Genomic DNA, 20,985 nt, shown 5'->3' with positions numbered 1-20,985 from the left:
CAGGGGCGCGCCGCATAACGGTCAGGAGTGGGCGGGGCGGGCTATCAGCGTGACCCGGTTCCGACTTGCCGGGCGGATCGGGGACTTGGCGCGCAGATAGGCGATGAACTCCTCGTGGTCCCGGCCATTGCGGAACGGTTCGGTGAAGCCGGCCAGCGCGCTGTATCCGTCCACTCCGATCAGGGTGTAGGCGAGTCCCGCCACCCGGTAGGTCCGACTCGCCTCCAGCGGCCTGCCGTTGACCAGGAAGCTTTCGGGGCTGACGCGTTGGCCCAGGGGCCTGGTCGTGTCAAAGGTGGCCTTGACATTCGCCGAGAAGGACAGCGGGGCCATGTCGTCCGCGTTCTCCTGCCACTGCTGTTCAAGTGCCTGGCGAATCTGTTCCCCGGTGAGGGAGACGGTCAGAACGGGGTTTTCGTATCCGACGTTGGCGTATGCCTCGCCATAGAGGATCACACCGTCGGCATCGCCTTGGCCACTGCCCTTCCGGTAACGCAGGGCACCGTCAAAGGCATTGGAGCCGGTGCGCGGCCAGGCGGTGCACAGGCCGAAGTCCGCCGCCCCGCCGCGGTGACGGTTCGCCGACCACAGCAGGAAGTCGGCGCCCAGGTCTCCCAGCGTCGATTCGCCATGGGCATTGCGGTCCCGGGTGAAGTCACCGGTGAGGTGGCCGGCGACCGTCGCCGACCGCTTCTTTCCCTGCTTGGTCCAGTAGTCCACAATGCGCTCGATATGCGGATCCGGCGAAATGTCGTGGGTCACCGGGTGGTTGGTGGAGGTGGTCAGCTCACGCACCACCTTTCCGGTGGCGGGGTCGATCTTCAGGTTGATCTCGTTGATGATCTGTCCGGCATGGCCCGCTTCCACAAACGGCCGGGGAACTCCCTGGGCATCCGGCAGCATGGCGTTGAACCAGGCGTGCCAGTGGCCGGTGATGATGGCGCAGATATCCGGGTCGGCCCCCTTCGCCAGGTCGAGCGCGGGCCCGCCCAGCCCCTTCGAGCCATTGATGGGGGCCGTCTCGCCGTTGTGCTGGGTGGCGCCGTCATGAACACAGAGCACCAGGGCTCTGACACCCCGGGCCTTGAGGTCCTTGGCATAGCGGTTGGCCGTCTCCACCGCGTCCAGTCCCTGGAGTTCGGGATTGTAGGAGCTGGATCCGGTCGGTGTGTGGGGCAGGGTGAGGTGGATAAAGCCAATGGGGTAGGACCGGCCGTCGGGGCCCTTCACATGCTCGATGTTGTAGGGCGGGAGAATGGTCCGGCCGGTGTCCCTGCGCACGATATTGGCCGAGTAGTAGGGCATGGTGAGACCGGCGTACGGACGCCCGGTCGAGTCGGTGAAGGTGGAGTCACGCCCGATGGTTCCCACCGGCTTTCCCCTGACCATATGGTTGAGGAAGTAGTCGGCGCCATAGTCGAGTTCATGGTTCCCCAGCGTGGAGAATCTCAGGCCGAGGTTGTTCATCACCTCGGCCGGCCCCTCATCGGAGAGCATCTTGTTGTCCATCGGCTCGCCACCGCTGATGTTGTCGCCGATCGAGAAGAAGACGGAGTTGGTCCGGGACCGCAGTCGCCTGGCATGGGCGGCGATATAGGCGGCGCCTCCGACGCGGACCGTACGCCTTCCCTTGTCGTCCGGCAGCAGGCCATCGGCGTTGCCCGGCGGGCGCAGATTGCCGTGCAGGTCCGTGATGCTCAGCAGTTGCACCGGAATGTAGCGGTCGCGCTTGGCTTCGTTCGCCGCTGCGGCTTCGGAGGCGTAAGCGGGTACGCCGAGCAGCGCGGCCGCCGCTCCGCCGAGCAGTATCGCCCGGCGTGAGAGTCCTGCGCCGGATGCACAACGGTCGTTCAAGGTCTGTTCCTTCCCTGACTGGGGCGGGTGGACGGGGGGTGGTGGGGGAAACGGCGGGAGGATAGCGGACCCGGCCCCGGCGGGCCGGGCCGGCGGCGCGCGGCGCTGACGGGTCGCCAAGTGCGGCGCCCCGCGCCCCTGGCGACGGGGCCGCCCCCCGGAGTCGACGGCGGACCCTTATTCGGCTCACAACGGCGGCGCCGTTACGCTCTGCCATGAGGCCGCGCCGACGGCCTGGCAGAACGGGGGAACTCCTATGCGCTATCTGGTGCGCGACCGCATGCTCGCCTTTCATGAGGAGGCATGGATCGAGACCGAGCACCGGCAGAAGGTCTACCGCGTGGACCGGAAACTGTTCCGGCTGCGCAACACTTTCGCCGTGGTGGACGTCGAGGGCCGCCCCATCGCCGGGATCGTCAAAAAGGCACTGACCTTCCATCACACCCTGCTCATCAAGCAGAACGGCGCCGTGGTCGCGCGGGTCAGCAAGCGGGCCTTCACCCTCTTCCGGGACCGGTTCACGGTCCGGCTGAGTGACGGACGGCGGCTCGCCATCATCGGCAATCTCTGGGACCGCGAATTCGACATCCAGCACCAGGGGACCACCCTGGCGCACATCTCCCGGCGCTGGTTCAGCATCCGTGACACCTACACCGTGGATGTCCTGCACCAGCCGGACGAAATCCTGTTGCTGATCGTCGCGGTATGTGCGGACCACATCCTCCAGGACCTCAAGGAGGAGAAGCTCACCAATCTCTGACGGCGGACCCGGCTCAGCCGGCGGCGAATTCACGCGTGGCGCCCGCGAGAGGAGTGGCCCGTCCCATGAGAGCTCGGTCGAGCCGCCGTGCGCCCGGACAGGCGAGCGGTACGGCGAGCCGTCCGCGTGCCCCGGCGTCCCCGGGTGAGGATGTCGGCTACCCATGCCTCGTGGTGTGAGCACCGGAGCACCGCCCAAGCGGCATGGAGAGCGGGAGCGGGTACGTGAGGAGACCGAGCGCGCGGCGCACCGGCGTTGCGGGCTGGTTCCTGCGCCATCTCCAGCTGCTGCCGGTGTTGTTGCTCGTGGCCGGCGCCCTGCTCGACTACAACACTCCGCCGCACTTCAGCGCCGAGGCCTTCTACACCGCGGCACCGATGACGGCCGCCGCGCTGCTGTCACTGCGGGCGACCGTGCTGGCCGGTATCGGTGCCTGCGCCGCCGACCTGGCGTTGCTCGCCCACTTCGGGTTCATCGCGGATTCCGGCGGGCTGAGCGAACTGGCCGCGGTGGCCACGGTGTCGGCGTTCGCGGTGGTGGTCAACCGCCTCATCCATTACCGCGATGTACAGCTGCAGTCCGTGCGCCGGGTCGCCCTCACCGTGCAGCGTGCGGTGCTGCCACAGCCGCCCGCGGTGATCGGGCCGCTGCGGATCGCGGTGCGCTACCAGTCGGCCGTGGCGGACGCGCAGATCGGCGGTGATCTGTACGCCGTGCAGGACACCCCCCACGGTGTGCGCTGCCTGATCGGTGACGTCCGGGGCAAGGGGATGGAGGCGGTGAAGACGGTCGATGTGGCGCTGGGGGTGTTCCGGGAGGCGGCCGAGGAGGAACCCGACCTGGTACGGATCGCCGCCCGGCTGGAGCGGGCACTGAGTCGGGAGTCGCAGCGGCGGACCGGAGTGGAGCGGGTCGAGGGGTTCGTCACCGCCGTACTCGCCGAGATCCCGCACTCGGTCGCCGAACTGCGGCTGGTCAACCGCGGCCATCCGGCGCCGCTGCTGCTGTGCCGGGGTGAGGTACGTGCCGTGGAACCCTCCGGGCCGGCGCTTCCCCTGGCGCTGGCGGACCTGGGTCCGGATATGGACCGGGTGGACCGGGTGCCGTTCCCGGCGGGGGCGACGCTGCTGCTGTACACCGATGGCCTCACCGAGGCGCGGGACGGTTCCGGGGCCTTCTACGACCCGGTCGCCAGGCTGGCCGGGTGGGAGTTCGCCGAGCCGGACGCGCTGCTGGAGGCCCTGCTGAGCGATGTGGTCCGGCACACGGGTGGCGGCATCACGGACGACCTGGCCCTGCTCGCGGTCACCCGCGCCGCGCAGTCCGCAGACCCGGTGCGCCGGGCCGCTCCGGGCGCCTAGGGTGCGTGTCCTGCGGCGCTGCGGTTCCGCGCAGAGCGCTCTTCACCGGCCCCGGGTGGCCCGGCGCGAGGACCCACGGGCCCTGGCCATGGCGACCAACCAGGTGCGCCAGGCGGCGGCCAGGAGCGGAGCGCGAGGTCTTCAAGGAGACCGGTGTGCGCGTGCGGGCCGAACGCCTGCTGGTTCCGCGGGAGTTCATCCAGGACAACCATCCCGGCGGCCACCGTCGTCAACGAGCCCGTGGCGCTCGGCGGCACCACCGAGGACTCGGTACGGACCGGCGTGGAGTGGCTGCGGCCGGACGAGCTCGCCCGCCGCCGTCGCTGCCATCCGGGCGAACGGTATGTGTGACTCGGCGCCACTCCGCTTCCCCATGGCGTACCGGGGACCGCCGGCGATGCCCAGACCTGAGACGGCCAACGGATGTGACCGACAAGCCAGTTGGCGAGGGCTCGCGTACCGTCGGAACAGTATGTGACCGCACCGCGGCGCACAGCCCGGGGCATCGCCGTTCCAGACGGCCGTACGGGAGCGCGGGCGGCTCGACGATGCTCAGCCGGGCATCGCCCTCGACCCCGCCGCCTGAGCGGAAGGCCGGTGGCGTCGCCGCGCGGCACGCCCGCCCGCCGCACCGATCAATGTCATGGTGCTGCTCTGCCCAAGGCCACTGCCGCTGCCCGAGGAGACCCCCATGAACCCCGGACCGACCAGATGGAACCCGCAGGACCAGCACTGGGAGACCACGGCCCGGGGCCGGGCCGTGCTCACCGATCCCCGGATCAACAAGGGCACCGCCTTCACCACCGAGGAGCGGCAGGCCCTCGGTCTCATCGGTCTGCTGCCGCCCCGGGTGCTCACCTTGGAGCAGCAGACCGCGCGGGTCTACGCCCAGTACCGGGTCCAGCCCAGTGACCTGGCCAAGCATGTCCATCTCACCGCCCTGCACGACCGAAACGAGGTGCTCTTCTACCGGCTGATCAGCGAGCACCTGGAGGAGATGCTGCCGATCGTCTACACCCCGACCGTCGGTACCGCGATCGAGCGCTACAGCTATGAGTACCGCCGCCCGCGCGGCGTCTATCTGAGCGTGGACGCCCCGGCGGACATCGAACGCTCGCTGCTGGCCACCGGTCTGGGGCCGGACGAGGTGGACCTGCTGGTGGCCACCGACGGCGAGGCGATCCTGGGCATCGGCGACTGGGGCGTCGGCGGGATCAATATCTCGGTGGGCAAGCTCGCGGTGTACACCGCCGCGGGCGGCATCGACCCGGCCCGCACCATCGCCGTGATGCTCGATGTGGGCACCGGCCGCAAGGAGTTGCAGGACGATCCGCTCTACCTGGGCAACCGCCATCCACGGGTGGACCGGGACAGCTATGACGCGTTCCTTGAGGCATATGTGGAGACCGCCAACCGCCTCTTCCCGGACGCCCTGCTGCACTGGGAGGACTTCGGCCCGAGCAACGCGCGCCGCGTCCTGGCGCGGTTCCGCGACCGGGTGCTGACCTTCAACGACGACATCCAGGGCACCGGAGCGGTGAACCTGGCGGCGGTGCTGTCCGGGGTACGGGCGAGCGGCACCCCGCTGCGGGAGCACCGGGTGGTGGTGTTCGGTGCGGGCACCGCCGGTGTGGGGGTCGCCGACCAGCTGCGTGACGCGCTGGTCCGTGACGGCCTGGCCGCGGCGGAGGCCACCCGGCGGATCTGGTGTGTGGACCGGCCCGGTCTGCTCACCGACGACATGACCGGCCTGCGAGACTTCCAGGTCTCCTACGCCCGTCCCGCCGGGGAGGTGGCGGAGTGGCGACGCGATCCGGGTCTCGGCGGCATCGCCTTGGCGGAGGTGGTGCACCAGGTCAGGCCGACCATTCTGATCGGCACCTCTGGCCAGGGCGGGTCCTTCACCGAGTCCGTTGTCAGGGAGATGGCCGCGGCCGTCCACCGGCCGATCATCCTGCCGATGTCCAACCCCACCCCGCTCGCCGAGGCCGTCCCCGCCGACCTGCTGGCCTGGACCGAGGGCCGGGCCCTGGTGGCCACCGGCAGCCCGTTCCCGCCGGTGACGCGTGGACAGGTCACCCATCGGATCGGGCAGGCCAACAACGCGCTGGTGTTCCCGGGACTCGGCCTCGGCACCATCGTCGCCCGGGCCACCCGTATCACCGATGGCATGCTCACCGCCGCGGCCGACGCGGTTGCCGGTCAGGTCGATCCGACCGAGCCGGGTGCGGCGATCCTGCCGCCGATGCACCGGCTGCGGGAGACCTCCGCCGCCGTGGGCGCGGCCGTCGCCCGCGCGGCGGTGCGGGACCGGGTGGCCGGGGCCCCCGTTGGCGAGGACATCGACGACCGGATCCGGGCCGCGATGTGGCAGCCGGACTACCGGGCGGTGCGGGCGGTTTGACACCTTTCGGGTGCGTGCTGCCCTGGGCCGGCCGCGCAGCTCCCCGCGCCCCGTGTGGGGCAGTGAGCGCGGGGGCGCGGAAACCAGCCATCCCTACCGGTCACGCTGCCGCCGCCATCCGGCGCCCGGAATCGATAATGGCGCCCATGGCCACCATCACCTTCGCCCGGGGCGACATCACCCAGCAGCATGTGGATGCGATCGTCAATGCCGCCAACTCATCCCTCCTGGGCGGCGGCGGAGTTGACGGAGCCATTCACCGCAAGGGCGGTCCGGAGATCCTCGCCGCCTGCCGCGAGTTGCGCGCCGGGCACTACGGCAAGGGCCTGCCCACCGGGCAGGCGGTGGCCACCACCGCGGGCCGGCTGCCCGCCCAGTGGGTGATCCACACCGTCGGGCCCCGATTCACCCATGACGAGGACCACTCGGCCCTGCTGGCCTCCTGCTACCGCGAATCACTGCGGGTGGCCGATGAGTTGGGCGCCGAGACCGTCGCCTTCCCGGCCATCTCCACCGGCATCTACGGCTGGCCGATGGACGACGGTGCCCGCATCGCCGTGGAGACGGTGCGGGCGACGCCTACGGCGGTGCGGGAGATCCGCTTCGTTCTCTTCGACGAGGCGGCCTATGCGGCGTTCACCGCGGTCGGGCCCTGATCGATGGTGTAGAGCCAACGGCCGTCCGGCTGGCGCCGGGCCACCTGGGTGGTGTCGGCGGAGGCCAGCAGAGCGATATCGCCGGCGATAAGGATCCGGCAGGAGCCAAGGGTCCCGTTCCCGCCCGGGGCGGGGACGAGCACGGCCCCGGGTTCGTAGAGAGAGCTGACGGCGGCCGCGTCCCTGGCGCGCCGGAACCGCTCCAGCAGCACGGGCAGTTGACCGGGTTCATGGGCGGCCGGGGTGGCCGCGGTGGCCGGGGAGACACCGGCAGGCCGGTCACCCCACCCCGCCCCCGCGATCAGGTCGTACCAGTCGGGCAGCGCACCATGCGGCAGATGGCGCCGCAGGACCTGCCCGGGGAAGCCGAGCGGGCCGGCCTTGGCGGGGTTGGCCAGGGCCTGCCGCGCGATCAGATCGGTCATCGCGAAGGCGAGGTTCTCCCGGGGGAAGGCGGTATGGACGCGCTCGGCGAACCCCTCGGGCAGCAACTCCTTGTCCACGCCCAGGACATCGACGGAAATGCCCGCCTGGGTGAGCGCGATCTCCGGCCCCTTGCGGGCGGTGATGCCCTCGGAGGTGTGCAGGACGATCGCGTCCCACACCACCGCCACCTTCCCCTCCCCCACCCCGTGGTCGCGCAGGAAGCGGGCGGCCAGGTCAGCGCCGTCCACCTCGAACCGCTGGTCGCCATTGCCCTGTTCGGACAGGCCCAGGTCGTGCAGGACGCAGCCCAGGAAGACCAGTTCGTCGTCGTAGTCCGTGCCGGGCTTCAGGCCGCGGTGTTCGGCGAGTGAGCGAGCGAAGAGGTAACTGCGCACGCTGTGCCGGAAGATGAAGCCGGGTTCCAGTTGCCGGGCGTAGCTCAGGGCCTGGCGGGCCAGGTCCGTGTCCGGCAGGACGAAGTCATCGGCAGACGGGTTGCCGGTCATGGAGTCGGTCTTCATGGAGTCGGTCATGGAGTCGATCCTCCGCATTCGTCCCACCCCCGGACAGTGGCACTAATGCCTGGCTGCGCTAGATTCTGGCCATGATTGTGGTGGCGGTACTGGCGCTGGACGGCGTCGTTCCCTTTGACCTGTCCATCCCCGGCCAGGTCTTCGGCACCGCGAATCAGGCCGCCGGTGCCAATGGGACGCAAGGGTCGCAAGGGTCGCCGTGTTACGAGGTCCTGGTGTGCGCTCCGGGCCGTTCGGTCACCACCTCCGCCGAGTACGGGGCGTTCCGGATGCGCGCGCCGCACGGTCTGGGCGCGCTGGAGCGGGCCGACACGGTGGTCATCCCGGGGCACGCCGGTTTCCTCGACCCGCCGTCCCGGGCGGTGCTCGGGGCCTTGCGGCGGGCGGCGGCGCGTGGGGCCCGTCTGGCCTCGGTGTGCGTCGGTGCGTTCACCCTGGCCGCCACGGGTCTGCTGGACGGCCGCCTGGCCACCACCCACTGGCAGTACGCCGGTGAACTCGCCCGCCGGCACCCGCGGATCGAGGTCGATCCCGCCGTGCTGTTCATCGACCATGGCAGTCTGATCACTTCGGCGGGGGTGGCGGCCGGGCTCGATCTCTGTCTCCATCTGGTGCGCCAGGACCTGGGCGCGGATCTGGCGGCCGCCACCGCCCGGCGCACGGTGATGCCCCTGCAACGGGACGGGGGCCAGGCGCAGTTCATCGAGCATCCCCGGCCGCCGGCCCATCCCGCGGCCCTGCAGGCGGTGTTGGAGTGGCTGGAGCGGAACCTCCACCGCCCGCTCCGCCTGGCGGACATCGCGGACCAGGCCGGGCTCAGCGTGCGCAGCCTCAATCGTCACTTCCGTGCCCAGACCGGTACCACTCCCCTCCAGTGGCTGCTGCGTGCCCGTATCCACCGGGCCCAGCAGCTGCTGGAGAGCACCGAGTTGCCGGTGGAGCGGATCGCGGACCGTGCGGGCTTTGGCTCGTCCGCCGCGCTGCGTGCGCACTTCACCCGCCACACCGGCACTTCGCCCCACTCGTACCGGGCCGTCTTCCGGGGGCGCGGACCGTCCTGACCGTCCCAACGGGCCACACCATGTGCGAATCTGTCGGGATGCCCCCACCTACCATGTTCCCTATTGACTAAGTCTGTTGGATTTGGTTCGCTCTCCACGCTCTGCGCAAGGCATCGCATCCGCCCCACCGTTCGCCATCGCTCGCCATCGCTCGCACGGACAACGGACAACGGACTCAGGAGAACCGATGCGCAAGACGTGGGCCGTGCTCATCACGGCCGTACTGGCAGCGGCACCCCTCACCGCGCTCCCCCGCACCGCCACCCCCGCCGCCGCCCTCGACAACCACCTGGCCCGTACCCCGCCCATGGGCTGGAACGACTGGAACACCTTCGGCTGTGAGGTCAGTGACCAACTGGTCCGGCAGACCGCCGACAAGCTGATCTCCAGCGGACTGCGGGACGCCGGGTACCGGCATGTCAACATCGACGACTGCTGGATGGCCAAGTCCCGGAACGCCAAGGGCGAACTCGTGCCGGACCCGGTGAAGTTCCCGCACGGTATCAAGGGCCTGGCCGACTATGTCCACTCCAGAGGACTGCAACTGGGCATCTATGAGAGCGCCGGCACCATGACCTGTGCCGGCTACCCCGGCAGCCTCCACCATGAGCGGCAGGACGCCCAGTCCTTCGCCTCCTGGGGAGTCGACTACCTCAAGTACGACAACTGTTACAACCAGGGCCTGCCGGCCCGGCAGCGCTACCAGGCCATGGGCGACGCCCTGGCCGCCACCCACCGCCCGATCGTCTACAGCCTCTGCAACTGGGGCGAGGAGAACGTCTCCAGCTGGGCCGGGCCGGTGGGCAATCTCTGGCGCACCACCGGGGACATCGACGCCTCCTATGGGCGGATGCTGGGCATCTTCCACCAGAACGTCAAGCTCGCCGACGCGGCCGGCCCGGGCGCCTGGAACGACCCGGACATGCTGGAGATCGGCAATGGCATGACGCCGGTCGAGGACCGCACCGAGTTCTCGCTCTGGGCCGAGATGGCCGCCCCGCTGATCGCCGGCACCGATCTGCGCCGTGCGAGCCCCGCCACCCTGGCGATCTACGGCAACAAGGAGGTCATCGCGGTCGACCAGGACCGGCTCGGCAAGCAGGGCAGATCGGTGAGCATGACCGGCGGCCGGGATGTGCTGGCCAAACCGCTGGCCGACGGCAGTGTCGCGGTGGCCCTGTTCAATGAGAACGCCACCCCCACGATGATCTCCACCACCGCCTCCGCCGCCGGGCTGCCCGCCGCCCGGGGCTATGCCCTGCGGGACCTGTGGGCGCACCGCACCACCGAGACCGCCGGCACCATCAGGGCCCTGGTCCCGGGCCATGGCACCGTGCTGTTCCGGGTGACGCCCACCGCCACGCCCGGCCGGTACGCCCCGCATCTGGTGCTGGACAGCACGGCGCCCGGCTGGTCGGCCGGCAGCTCCGCCACGGTGACCTCAACCGTCACCAATGACGGCGGGCAGGCCGCGACGGATGTCCGGCTGGGCGTGGACGTCCCCGCCGGCTGGACCGTCGCCCCGCTCACCGGCACCCGCTTCCCCCGGCTTCCCGCCGGCCGCCAGGCGACCGCCAGGTTCCGGGTGACCGCCCCCGCCGCGCTGCCCGCCCCCATCACCCGGGTGACGGTGAGCGGCGCGGTCTCCTTCCGGGGACCGGGTGGTTCGGTGAAGGAAACCGCGCCCAACTCCGTGGAGTTGGCCGTTCCGGTCCGGGCTCCCTGGAAGACCTTTACCAACACCACCGCCGTGTTCGGCGCGCAGGGCGACCGGCTGGCCGTTGACGGCGCGGGCGCCGACCTCTGGTACCACACCGACCAGTACAGCGCGGTCTACCGGCCGGGCGCGGAGCATGACGGCTCCACCACGATCGTCAAGGTGATGGCCCAGGCCGCCACCAGTGAGTGGGCCAAGGCCGGGATCATGGTGCGCAATGACATCACCGGGCCGGATGCCTCGCCGGGCTATGTGATCCTGGCCGTGGCGCCGGGCAAGGGCTATGTCCTGCAGTGGGACAGCACCGGCAGCGGGCATCTGGACGCCAACAGCGCCCCGACCAACCAGGGCACCGGCACCGCCGCCTATCCGAGCCTGCTCAAACTGGTGCGGGACGGGGCGCGGTTCACCGGCTACTACTCGACGGACGGGAGCACCTGGACCCAGGTGGGTTCGGCCACCGTTCCCCGGGCGGCCGGCGCCCAGGACGTGGGGGTCTTCACCAGCTCCCACAGCGAGGGCACCAGTGGGGAGGCGGACTTCAGCGGGTTCAGCCAGAACTGAGCCTGTCCGACGGAGGGTTGGCGGCGGCCGGGGCGGCGAGTGCCGTCCCGGCCGCCGGGCCTGGGCGGGTCAGCGGCCCAGGCTCAGCTTCCACAGTCCGCGCCCATGGGTGGCGGCCACCACCGTGTCGCCGGAGGGGTAGAGGGTGAGGTCGGTGACCACCGAGCTGGGCAGGTCACAGCCCAGCCGGGCCCAGTGCGTCGGCCTGCGCATATCCGCGGTGTAGACCAGGTGGTCGGTGGCCAGGATCAGCCGGCCCTTGGCGATGACCAGGGCGTTGGCGGGCAGGTCGGGGAGGTTGCCGCTGATGTCCCGCCAGCTGCCGCCGCCGTCCCTGGACTCGAAGAGGTGCCCGGTGCCGGCGCCGGGGATCCACTTGCGGGAGTACGCCCCGTACACGGCGTAGACATGCGCCGGGTCGGCCGGGTCGCTGACCAGTCGGGTGAGGTAGCGGTTGGGGAGATCGGGTGCGGTGACGGAATGCCAGTTGCCGCCGTAGTTGGTGGCGATACCGCTCTTGAATCCCTTGCCGTTCTCCTGGGACGGGACGCAGGGGCCACACCAACCGACATAGTCCACGCCCTTGTTGGCCTCCACGGCGGTGGTGGAGGCCGTGGCGCCGAGGTCATGGACCGCCTTCCAGTCACAGCTTCCGGCGTCCTTGGCGCAGACCGTGTCAAAGCCCTTGGCGGTCTCCCAGACATAACGGCCGGATATCACCCAGCGGTTGGGGTCGCCGCGGTCCGCGGTGAACGGCGCGATGAACTGCATATTGGGGTCGCAGACCGTCACCGGGGTGGTGATCTGACAGCTGGGGCTGATCTCCCGGAAGGCGGCCGCCTTGCCGTCGGAGCGGCCGCCGACGGTGGTCACCGAGATGTCGCCGTAGGTGTATTCCAGCGCGGCGCGGTCGGCATTGGCCGGGTCCACGATGACATCGCCGCCGTCCCCGGCGAAGGGCTGGATCACCTGATGGGAGTTGCCCGGTACCAGGGTGCCGCCGTTGTCCTGCAGGCCGCCCCACAGGGCGGTGCCGCCCTTGGGGTCGCGGCCCGCGCCGGCGTAGAAGTACTGGAGCGTGCGCAGCCCGGCGTTGAGGTCGTGCCAGCCGGCGGTGCCGGCCGCGGTGGCCGGGCGGGACCAGATGCCGCCGTCGCTGCCCGCGTAGAAGGTGCCGTCATCGGCGATGGCGGCGGCGTGCTGGTCGGTGTGCACGGTGGGCGGGCAGCCGGCGGCGGTGCCGTAGCAGGGCAGGGTGTAGTTCCAGAACGGGGCGACGGTCTGCCAGGTCGCTCCGCCGTCCCGGGTCTCGTAGATCTCCTCCAGGCCGAGGTAGATGTGCCGGGCGTCCTTGGGGTCGGCCTTGAGGTACTGGTTGTACCAGGAGCCCACGCCGGGTTCGTAGCCGCTGGGAAAGGCCTGCGCGGAGCCGGACTTGCCGAGCACCGCCGCGTCCGCGACCAGGGTCCATGGACCGTCCGGGTCGCCATTGGCCGACTTGTAGACGCCCTTGAGCGTGGTGGAGGCCAGCGGCGCGGGGCGCTTGCCGGCGGCATAGGCCGGTGACTGCACCACGGCGTAGAGCGACTGTCCGTCGGGGGCGTAGGCGAGGCTGGTGCGGCCGATGTCGGTGGCGTCGAGCCCGGTGGGCGTGAGTTTGCGGAAGGTGCCGGGCGCCCCGCCCCGGGTGGAGAGGTAGAGCCCGTCGTAGGGGGTGCCGCTGCGGAAGCCCAGCGCGGCCAGCACGGTGTCACCATGGCTGCCGGGGCGGACGGTGACGCTGGAGATGATGGAGGTGCGTATCGGGTCGTGGTCCGGGTTGGGGTCCGGGCTGAGCACCGATTCCCACGGCTGCCGGGGACGGCTGTGCAGGGGACGCCGCCACAGCCCATGGCTGGTGGCGGCGAACAGATAGCCGCCGCTGGCGGTCAGGGTGGCCACCTGGGCGTTCAACAGCTCGTCCCGGCCGATGCGTTGGAAGGTCCGGCCGTGGTCGGTGGACCGGTAGACGCCCTGGCCGGTGTAGTTGTCGGCGCTGGTGTTGGCCTCGCCGGTGCCCACCCATAGGGAGTGGTCGGCGGGGTTCACCCAGAGCGCGCCGATGGACGCGGTCGACTGGTGCTGGAACCGGGGCGTCCAGTTCTTGCCGGCGTTGTGGGAGGTCCAGACGCCGCCGTCGGCGAACCCGGCGTACACCCAGGCCCCGTCGGTGGCCAGGGCGGAGGCCCGGCCGGTCACCAGGCCCCAGCCGGAGCCGTAGTCGGAGAAGGAGGGGTCGGCGTAGCCGGGGGTCTCGCTGTTGGTCGAACCGCTGGTCACCTCAGTCCAGTTGCCGCCGCGCACCGGCAGCCGGTCACCGGCCGAGGCCCCTTCGGCGAGCGCGGCGCCGGAGACGGTGGCCGCGGGGGCGGTACGGGCGGCGGCGAACTGGAGCGATCCGGCGACCGGGTCGTCCGGGTCGCCGGTGTCCCGGGCGGGCTTGGCGTGGCCGGTGGTGTTGTGCCGGACGTGCCGGGCGAGGGCGGCCAGCTGGCGCTGGGCGGATGACGGGCCGGGGCCGGGCGCGGCGAACCCGGTGCCCGGGGTGAGGAGAGCCGCGGCCACCAGGGCGACCAGCAGCGGTCTATGACGTTTGGGCATCGATTGCCTCCTGGAGATGACGGGGCAGTGCCGAGTCGCGTGGTGCTCCCGCCACCACAGGACGCGGGTGAGCGTAGAGGGTGCCCGGGGGGTTCGCCCAGCCTCAAGTGGGCTGGTTTTACCACCGGTTGTCATAACGTCGGGTTATGACCTTCCGGGGTGTCGCCAACGCGGGCCCGGAACCGCATACTTCATGCTCGGTCCGGCACACCACCGGCGTTCCCGCCCGCGCGGCAGCTCCCGCCTCGCGGCCGGGCGGAACGAGGCGCCACTAGGCTGATGCCCACCCATGACATGTTCGGGAGGTCCGGATGGAGCGCGGCGCACCGGTGGACGGGTTCCGGCTGGCCTATGACCGTCTGGGCTCCGGGGATCCGGTGGTGCTGCTGCACGGCTGGCCCGGTGACCACACCGATTACCGCCGGGTCCTTCCCCTGCTGAGCGACGGCTGTGAGGTGGTGGTGCCGGATCTGCGCGGCTTCGGCGCGTCCGACCGGCACCCGGCCGACCCCGAGCAGCAGTACGACGCCCGGGCACAGGCGCGCGGCGTGGCCGGGCTGATCGAAGAACTGGGCCTGGACCGGCCGGTGCTGGCGGGCTATGACATCGGCAGCCGGATCGCCCAGGCGGTGGCCCGGGACCATCCCGGGCTGGTGCGGGCGCTGGTGGTGGCGCCGCCGCTGCCCGGCATCGGCGACCGGATCCTCCAGCCGCGGGCGCAGCGGGAGTTCTGGTACCAGTCCTTCCACCAGCTGGCGCTGGCCGAGGAGTTGCTGGACGGCGATCCGGTGGCGCTGCGCGCTTATCTGCGGCATTTCTGGAACCACTGGTCGGGGCCGTCCTTCACCCTGGACGAGGCCGCCCTGGAGCATCTGGTCACGGTGTACGGGCCACCGGGTGCGTTCTCCGCGTCCATCGCCTGGTACCGGGCGGGCGCCGGTGCGGTGGCGGCCTCGCTGGGCGAGGTGCCGCCCGGCGCCGGGGACCGGATCGCGGTGCCGGCCACCGTGTTGTGGCCGGAGCACGATCCGCTCTTCCCCCGGTCCTGGTCCGACCGGCTGTCCGGTTTCTTCGCCGATGTCAGCGTGGAATCGGTGGCCGGCGCCGGGCACTTCATTCCGGTGGAGGCCCCGTCCCGGTTCGCGGCGGCCATCCGCCGTGTGCTGGAGCGGCCGGGGTGGGCGTACGGGCGGAATTGAGCCCGGTTGCCCGACTCGCCCCCGGGAAACGGAAGTTGGGGTTCTTGTTATGCCGTGAACTGAGCCATGGACTGCCTCGGCGGTGATCATTTACAGTTCGCGGATTATCAACCCCCCACTGAAAAAAGGACGTTCATGTCCATCTCCCGCAGATCCATCCTCAAGGGCTCATCGGCCGCGGCGGCCGCCTCGGCCGTCGGCGCCTCCGCCGGCCAGGCGTCGGCCGCCACCGACCCGCCCCGGCCGGCCGGGGCACCGCTGTTGCAGAGCAGGCCGCACCGGCTGGGCGCGCCCGGCGTGCTGGGCGTGCACCTGCAGTTCGGCGATGACCCCTCGTCCGGGATGACCGTCTCCTGGATCACCCCGCAGTCGGTGCGCAGACCCCAGGTGCGGCTGGGTTCGCCGGACGGCGGGCATGGGCGGGTGATCGACGCCGAGACCAGGACCTACCGGGACGGGCTGTCCAAGGAGGAGGTGTATGTCCATCACGCCCGGATCACCGGGCTGCGTCCATCGACCACCTACCTCTACTCGGCCGTGCATGACGGCGCGACGCCGGAGACCGGTTCGTTCACCACGGCCCCGCGCGGCCGCACCCCGTTCACCTTCACCAGCTTCGGCGACCAGGCCACCCCGAACCTGCGGCGGGTGATCCACCTTCCGGATGGGGTGCCCTCCCCCGTCAACCGCTACCCCCTGTACACCAGCAGCCAGGTGGGCTCGCCCGCGGCGGCGGACATCGTGGCCGCCATCGAGCGGGTCGGCCCGCTGTTCAACCTGGTCAACGGTGACCTGTGCTACGCGGCGATCGCCGGCGCCTGGGGCACCAGCCGGGTGTCCACCTGGGCGGACTGGTTCATCAACAACAGCCGCTCCACCCGGCTGCGGCCCTGGATGCCATGCGCCGGCAACCATGAGAACGAGAGCGGCAACGGGCCGATCGGCGCGGCCGGTTACCAGACGTACTTCGAGCTCCCGCACTCCTCGGCCGCCTCGGACGAGGAGACCCGGGGCATGTGGTACGCCTTCACCGTGGGCTCGGTCCGCTTCATCAGCCTGGCCAATGACGAGGTGGCCATCCAGGACGGCGGGGACACCTATATCAGCGGCTACTCCGGTGGCGCCCAGCGCCGTTGGCTGGAGCGGGAGCTGAAGGCGGCCCGGGGCAGCCGGGACATCGACTGGATCGTGGTGTGCATGCACCAGCCGATGATCTCCAGCCATAAGAACGGCGGCAGCGACCTGGGGATACGCACCGCCTGGGGTCCGCTGTTCGACGCCTATGGCGTCGACCTGGTGGTCAGCGGGCATGAGCACCACTACGAGCGTTCGCACCCGGTGCGCGGCACCCTGCCCAATGAAGCCCGTACGCCCATTCCGGTCTCCACCCGGACCGATCTGATCGACACCGGCAAGGGCACGGTCCATATGGTCATCGGGGCCGGCGGCAACATCGCCACCAGCCAGGACGACCTCTTCGACACCCCCAAAGGCCGGGTGATCACCGCCCTGGGCGACGACAAGTCCTCCTCCGGGCACCGGAATCCGGTGTATGTCATGGAGGACGCGCCCTGGGCCGCCGTCCAGGACCGCAAGTACAACCATGGCTTCGCCGCGTTCGACGTGGACCCCGGCGACCGGCACAGCGGCCGGACCAGGATGCGGGTCACCTACTACACCTTCGACGGGCCGCATGGTGATCTCACTCCGGTGGACACCTTCACCCTGGAGCGCCCGCGCATGGACGTTCATCGCTGACGTCCACCGCTGACGTCCACCGCCGGCCCGAGGCCCTCTTCCGTCACTCCCGCTCCGCTGCCAGACTCCGCCCCATGCGAAGACCACGACCGCCGGCAGGGTGCGCCATCGCCGGGATTCTCGCCATGGGGCTTGCGGCATGCGGGAGTTCGGGAGGAGACGGGTCATCCGGCAGTCCGTCCGCCGGGGCGACGGCCCGGGCGGCGCGGCTGGTGATCGATGTCGCCGACGACGACGGGCTGCCCAAACGGTTCCGCACCTCGGCGGACCTGCCCGGCATGTTCCAGGGGACGGACCTCAGGGGCCTGGACACCCTGCGCGCGGCCGGCAGCGCCGCCCCCTCCGCGCGAGGGCTGGCGGCGGTGGCGCACCGGCTGTCCGGCCGGGTGGTGGATGTGGACCTGCGCCAGGAGACCCATCTGCTGGTCAATGGGATGGGGGTGAGCTGGTTCGGCGACCATGACGACGCCAACCTGGGGCTCGGCCATGACCAGGTGCTGGCCGCCGAGCAGCGGGCCCGGGCGAAGCTCGCCCAGGCCGGGCCGGTCACCTTCGACTATCTGCCGGGCAAATCGGTGCGGCCGGGCGGGCCGGTGGGCGATCCCCGGCAGGTGCGCACCGAGCGGGAGGCGGCCACCGCCGCCGGGCTGGACTATCTGCGGCTCACCGTGCCCGACCACCACCGTCCGCAGAATGAGGAGGTGGACCGCTTTGTGACCTTTGTCCGCGGCTTACGCCCCAGCACCTGGCTGTATTTCCACTGCCGGGGCGGCAAGGGCCGCACCACCACCCTGATGGCGATGTACGACATGCTGCGTAATGCCCGGCAGGTGTCCTTCGCCGACATCCTGCACCGCCAGCAACTGATCGGCGGCGTGGACCTGCTGGGCGGGGACGACACCTCCGGCAGGCCGGCGGCCGAGCGTGAGAAGTTCCTGCGCTCCTTCTATACGTATGCGGCCGGCAACCGTGACGGCTTTGCCACTCCCTATGGCAAGTGGAGTGCGCGCAGCGAGAGCTGAGTCGGGTCAGGGTTTGTGTGCGGATGGTTGGTGGCTGGTGGCTGGTGGCGCCCACGCGGCGGAGCCGCATACAGCCGCTGCCCCGCGCCCCCGAGGGGGTGCCCCGCACAGGTCCGGGTCGGCGCGGAGGAGGTGGCGGCGGCCCGGGCCGCCGGGGTCATGGACTGACGATCAACCGGCTCAGACGGGTGGCCAGCCAGGGTCTGCGCCCGCCGGCCCGCAGCCGGCCGCGTGCCACCGCCCGCCACTGCGGCAGGCGCCGGAAGCAGACCAGCAGGAAGGCGGTGGGCGCCGCCGATATCCGGCAGTCGAAGCCGCCGGGCGGCGCCTGCCGGGTGACCGTCGCCCGTCCGTCCCGCACCGCGACCGCCAGTCGCGGACCGCCCTGGATATTTAGATCGAAGGTGATATGGGCGCTTTGCGCCCGGACCGGATCCAGGGCGAGCGGCATCAGCTCGGGCATCGACTGGCCGATCACCAGCCGGGCTTCATCCGCCGGGACGGTCCAGGGCAGGCGGGCGCCGCGGGCGATGTCCAGGCCGTGCACCAGGATTTCGCTGAGCAGCAGCCCGGTGGCGGCGGCCAGGCTCAGCGCAACTCCTTCTCCATACCAGGGAGTTGGCACCGGGGTGTCCGGGGCGAGCCCCTCGGTGGCTTCAAGGAATGCCTCGCCCCGCTCGGCGATGAAGCCGGCGAAGTCCAGCCGCTCTTCCCGGAAGAGGGCGAGGGCCCTGGCATTGACCTCGGCGATCCGCTGCCGCAAGGGGCCGCCGCCGGGCGGCAGCACCCGGTCCCAGTCCTGGAACTCACCGGTGAAGGCAGCGGCGAAGGCGAGATGGACGGCGCACAGATGGGCCCCGACCTCGCCCACCGTCCACCGCGGCAGGCCGGAGGGGGCGTCCCGGTCGGCGGCCTCGCGCAGCAGGCACCCCAGCCGCGCCAGGGCGGAGCGCAGCGCGGCACGCGTCCGGGCGTGCTCGGCGCCAGGGCCGGACCCATCGGCCGCATCCATGTGCCCACCCCCTGCGGAAGACGAACCACGCCTGGCGAACCGCCCAGAGGTTACCGCCGGACACCCCTCGCCGACAGAAGGGGCGCATTCCGGGCCATTGGTGATCGAGGTCACTTGAGCACCGTTCGCATACGCAACGCCACTGTGCGCAATCCACGGCCAGGGCAGACAACAAGCGGAATTTATCCATCCGGTAAGTGGCAGGCGGGCCTACCACCCCTGACCTGCGCAGGTCATCGCATCCTGGATGCCTGGTGGATGAACACTTATGAACCCTTGACGTCATCCGGCGGCCACCACACCATTCACCGCAAGGCTTTGCCCGGGCATCGCCGCAGCCAGCGGCCCCGGCAAGCCAACGCCCCACCTTCGAAGCGGCGCAGTTCCGCTCCCTCCCCAACGAAGGCGAATTTTGCATGAGTGACCGCACCCTTACTGCGGCCGCGCCTGAGCCCGGCACAGCCTCCAAGACCCCCCACGTCGACGCTGGAGACGCCGGCTACAGCAAGGACCTCAAGTCCCGGCACGTCAACATGATCGCGATCGGTGGAGCGATCGGCACCGGCCTCTTCCTGGGCGCCGGCGGCCGTCTCCACAACGCGGGACCGTCCCTGTTCATCGCCTACGCGGTGTGCGGGCTCTTCGCCTTCTTCGTCGTTCGGGCGCTGGGCGAGCTGGTTCTGCACCGCCCGTCCTCGGGCGCGTTCGTCTCCTACGCCCGTGAGTTCATGGGCGAGAAGGGCGCGTACACCGCCGGCTGGCTCTACTTCCTCAACTGGGCCACCACCGGTATCGCCGACATCACGGCGGTCGCCACCTACACCCACTACTGGCACATGTTCAGCAGCATCCCGCAATGGGTGCTCGCGCTGATCGCCCTCGCGGTGGTCCTCACCGTGAACCTGATCTCGGTGAAGTACTTCGGCGAGATGGAGTTCTGGTTCGCGATCATCAAGGTCAGCGCGCTGGTCATCTTCATGGTCATCGGCATCTTCCTGCTGATGACGCAGCACGGCGTGGGCGGCAACACCCCGGGGCTGGGCAACATCCTCGACCACGGCGGTATCTTCCCGGCCGGTGTGATGCCGATGCTGTTCGTCGTCCAGGGTGTGGTCTTCGCCTACGCCGCGGTCGAGCTGTGCGGTGTGGCCGCGGGTGAGACGGAGAACCCCGAGAAGGTCATGCCCAAGGCGATCAACTCGATCATGTGGCGAGTGGGCATCTTCTACGTCGGCTCGGTGATCCTGCTGTCGCTGCTGCTGCCGTACACGCTCTTCCACGCCGGTGAGAGCCCGTTTGTCACCGTTCTGTCGAAGATCGGCGTCCCCTACGCCGGCGGCGTGATGAACCTGATCGTCCTCACCGCGGCGCTCTCCAGCCTCAACTCCGGTCTCTACTCCACCGGTCGCATCCTGCGGTCGATGGCCATGGCCGGCTCCGCGCCCAAGTTCACCGCCAAGATGAACAAGGGCCAGGTCCCCTTCGGTGGCATCCTGCTCACCGCGGCCTTCTGTGTGCTGGGTGTCGGCCTCAACTTCGTGGTCCCCGCGAATGCCTTTGAGATCGTCCTGAACTTCGCGGCGATCGGCATCATCGGCACCTGGGGCATGATCATGCTCTGCTCGCTGCTCTTCTGGCGGCGCTCCAAGCAGGGCCTGGTCACCCGCCCCAGCTACCGGCTCCCCTTCGCCCCCTACACCCAGATCATCACGATGGTCTTCCTGGCCTCCGTGCTGGGCCTGATGGCGGCCGACCCGGGTCCCGACCGCACCACCATCCTGTGCCTGCCGGTGATCGCGGCGGCCCTGGTGGGCGGCTGGTTCCTGGTGCGGGGCCAGGTTGCCCGGACCAAGAAGGAATCCGAGACCGCGCAGCAGTAACGCGGCTCCGGCAAGCGCCGAGGGCCCGGACAGGAACCTTTCCGACGCTGTTGGTTAAATCCGGGCCCTGACGCTTCGCCCCGTCGTTATGCGACGGGGCGAAGTGCTGCCAGGGGGCTGGTGCGGGTGCGGGCTCGG

General features: G+C 70.4%; 15 protein-coding genes. 11 read left to right on the top strand and 4 right to left on the bottom strand.

Features of this window, described 5'->3' with window-relative positions; all coding sequences use genetic code 11:
- Positions 1 to 21: 21 nt before the first annotated feature.
- Positions 22 to 1,854: a bifunctional metallophosphatase/5'-nucleotidase gene (locus tag ACIHFE_RS32260; RefSeq protein WP_400112310.1), complete on the bottom strand. Its 1,833-nt coding sequence runs from the start codon at positions 1,852 to 1,854 to the stop codon at positions 22 to 24.
- 256 nt (positions 1,855 to 2,110) lie between these two features.
- Between ACIHFE_RS32260 and ACIHFE_RS32255 the strand changes: the two genes are divergently transcribed.
- From ACIHFE_RS32255 to ACIHFE_RS32235, 5 genes are all read left to right on the top strand, one after another.
- Complete coding sequence (locus tag ACIHFE_RS32255) at positions 2,111 to 2,614, top strand: LURP-one-related/scramblase family protein (protein WP_400112308.1); 504 nt, start codon at positions 2,111 to 2,113, stop codon at positions 2,612 to 2,614.
- Between the two features lie 224 nt (positions 2,615 to 2,838).
- Positions 2,839 to 3,975: a PP2C family protein-serine/threonine phosphatase gene (locus ACIHFE_RS32250; protein WP_400112306.1), complete on the top strand. Its 1,137-nt coding sequence runs from the start codon at positions 2,839 to 2,841 to the stop codon at positions 3,973 to 3,975.
- A gap of 153 nt (positions 3,976 to 4,128) precedes the next feature.
- On the top strand, positions 4,129 to 4,326 hold the full coding sequence (locus ACIHFE_RS32245) for a hypothetical protein (protein ID WP_400112304.1): 198 nt from the start codon (positions 4,129 to 4,131) through the stop codon (positions 4,324 to 4,326).
- A gap of 340 nt (positions 4,327 to 4,666) precedes the next feature.
- Positions 4,667 to 6,379, top strand: a complete 1,713-nt coding sequence (locus tag ACIHFE_RS32240; protein WP_400112302.1) for an NAD-dependent malic enzyme — start codon at positions 4,667 to 4,669, stop codon at positions 6,377 to 6,379.
- Positions 6,380 to 6,525: 146 nt separating this feature from the next.
- Positions 6,526 to 7,035: an O-acetyl-ADP-ribose deacetylase gene (locus ACIHFE_RS32235; RefSeq protein ID WP_400112300.1), complete on the top strand. Its 510-nt coding sequence runs from the start codon at positions 6,526 to 6,528 to the stop codon at positions 7,033 to 7,035.
- Here ACIHFE_RS32235 and ACIHFE_RS32230 read toward each other — a convergent pair.
- Positions 7,005 to 7,994: an HD domain-containing protein gene (locus ACIHFE_RS32230; RefSeq protein WP_400112298.1), complete on the bottom strand. Its 990-nt coding sequence runs from the start codon at positions 7,992 to 7,994 to the stop codon at positions 7,005 to 7,007. The two genes, ACIHFE_RS32235 and ACIHFE_RS32230, sit on opposite strands and share 31 nt — an antisense overlap.
- A 71-nt stretch (positions 7,995 to 8,065) precedes the next feature.
- On the opposite strand from ACIHFE_RS32230, the gene ACIHFE_RS32225 reads away from it, so the two are divergent.
- Positions 8,066 to 9,055 carry a GlxA family transcriptional regulator gene (locus ACIHFE_RS32225; RefSeq protein WP_400112297.1) on the top strand — a complete coding sequence of 330 codons (990 nt, stop codon included), beginning with the start codon at positions 8,066 to 8,068 and terminating at the stop codon, positions 9,053 to 9,055.
- 187 nt (positions 9,056 to 9,242) lie between these two features.
- On the top strand, positions 9,243 to 11,336 hold the full coding sequence (locus ACIHFE_RS32220) for an NEW3 domain-containing protein (protein WP_400112295.1): 2,094 nt from the start codon (positions 9,243 to 9,245) through the stop codon (positions 11,334 to 11,336).
- Positions 11,337 to 11,405: 69 nt separating this feature from the next.
- Here the strand turns inward: ACIHFE_RS32220 and ACIHFE_RS32215 are convergent, their stop codons facing one another.
- Complete coding sequence (locus ACIHFE_RS32215; RefSeq protein WP_400112294.1) at positions 11,406 to 13,976, bottom strand: hypothetical protein; 2,571 nt, start codon at positions 13,974 to 13,976, stop codon at positions 11,406 to 11,408.
- Positions 13,977 to 14,287: 311 nt separating this feature from the next.
- Between ACIHFE_RS32215 and ACIHFE_RS32210 the strand changes: the two genes are divergently transcribed.
- The 3 genes from ACIHFE_RS32210 (at position 14,288) to ACIHFE_RS32200 (ending at position 17,955) form a co-directional block, all read left to right on the top strand.
- Positions 14,288 to 15,175, top strand: a complete 888-nt coding sequence (locus ACIHFE_RS32210; protein ID WP_400112293.1) for an alpha/beta fold hydrolase — start codon at positions 14,288 to 14,290, stop codon at positions 15,173 to 15,175.
- Positions 15,176 to 15,310: 135 nt separating this feature from the next.
- On the top strand, positions 15,311 to 16,933 hold the full coding sequence (locus ACIHFE_RS32205) for a purple acid phosphatase family protein (protein WP_400112292.1): 1,623 nt from the start codon (positions 15,311 to 15,313) through the stop codon (positions 16,931 to 16,933).
- A 125-nt stretch (positions 16,934 to 17,058) separates the two neighbouring features.
- Positions 17,059 to 17,955, top strand: coding sequence for a hypothetical protein (locus tag ACIHFE_RS32200; protein WP_400112290.1), 897 nt, complete (start codon positions 17,059 to 17,061; stop codon positions 17,953 to 17,955).
- A gap of 157 nt (positions 17,956 to 18,112) precedes the next feature.
- Here the strand turns inward: ACIHFE_RS32200 and ACIHFE_RS32195 are convergent, their stop codons facing one another.
- Entirely contained in the window at positions 18,113 to 18,967 is an 855-nt protein-coding gene (locus ACIHFE_RS32195; RefSeq protein WP_400112288.1) for a maleylpyruvate isomerase family mycothiol-dependent enzyme, read from the bottom strand.
- 416 nt (positions 18,968 to 19,383) lie between these two features.
- On the opposite strand from ACIHFE_RS32195, the gene ACIHFE_RS32190 reads away from it, so the two are divergent.
- Positions 19,384 to 20,847 (top strand): amino acid permease, encoded by a 1,464-nt coding sequence (locus tag ACIHFE_RS32190; protein WP_400112286.1) that lies wholly within the window; start codon positions 19,384 to 19,386, stop codon positions 20,845 to 20,847.
- The last annotated feature ends 138 nt before the right edge of the window (positions 20,848 to 20,985 follow it).

The organism is Streptomyces sp. NPDC052396, assembly GCF_044593195.1.
GTDB lineage: Bacteria > Actinomycetota > Actinomycetes > Streptomycetales > Streptomycetaceae > Streptomyces.
This window is presented reverse-complemented; position numbering and strand designations above follow the sequence as displayed.

Excerpts from the sequence above, each read along its gene's own strand:
- ACIHFE_RS32255 (WP_400112308.1), top strand. The coding sequence starts at position 2,111 with ATGCGCTATCTGGTGCGCGACCGCATGCTCGCCTTTCATGAGGAGGCA.
- ACIHFE_RS32195 (WP_400112288.1), bottom strand. The coding sequence starts at position 18,967 with ATGGATGCGGCCGATGGGTCCGGCCCTGGCGCCGAGCACGCCCGGACG.
- ACIHFE_RS32215 (WP_400112294.1), bottom strand. The coding sequence starts at position 13,976 with ATGCCCAAACGTCATAGACCGCTGCTGGTCGCCCTGGTGGCCGCGGCT.
- ACIHFE_RS32200 (WP_400112290.1), top strand. The coding sequence starts at position 17,059 with ATGGGGCTTGCGGCATGCGGGAGTTCGGGAGGAGACGGGTCATCCGGC.
- ACIHFE_RS32235 (WP_400112300.1), top strand. The coding sequence starts at position 6,526 with ATGGCCACCATCACCTTCGCCCGGGGCGACATCACCCAGCAGCATGTG.
- ACIHFE_RS32190 (WP_400112286.1), top strand. The coding sequence starts at position 19,384 with ATGAGTGACCGCACCCTTACTGCGGCCGCGCCTGAGCCCGGCACAGCC.
- ACIHFE_RS32220 (WP_400112295.1), top strand. The coding sequence starts at position 9,243 with ATGCGCAAGACGTGGGCCGTGCTCATCACGGCCGTACTGGCAGCGGCA.
- ACIHFE_RS32205 (WP_400112292.1), top strand. The coding sequence starts at position 15,311 with ATGTCCATCTCCCGCAGATCCATCCTCAAGGGCTCATCGGCCGCGGCG.
- ACIHFE_RS32210 (WP_400112293.1), top strand. The coding sequence starts at position 14,288 with ATGGAGCGCGGCGCACCGGTGGACGGGTTCCGGCTGGCCTATGACCGT.
- ACIHFE_RS32230 (WP_400112298.1), bottom strand. The coding sequence starts at position 7,994 with ATGACCGACTCCATGAAGACCGACTCCATGACCGGCAACCCGTCTGCC.
- ACIHFE_RS32225 (WP_400112297.1), top strand. The coding sequence starts at position 8,066 with ATGATTGTGGTGGCGGTACTGGCGCTGGACGGCGTCGTTCCCTTTGAC.
- ACIHFE_RS32240 (WP_400112302.1), top strand. The coding sequence starts at position 4,667 with ATGAACCCCGGACCGACCAGATGGAACCCGCAGGACCAGCACTGGGAG.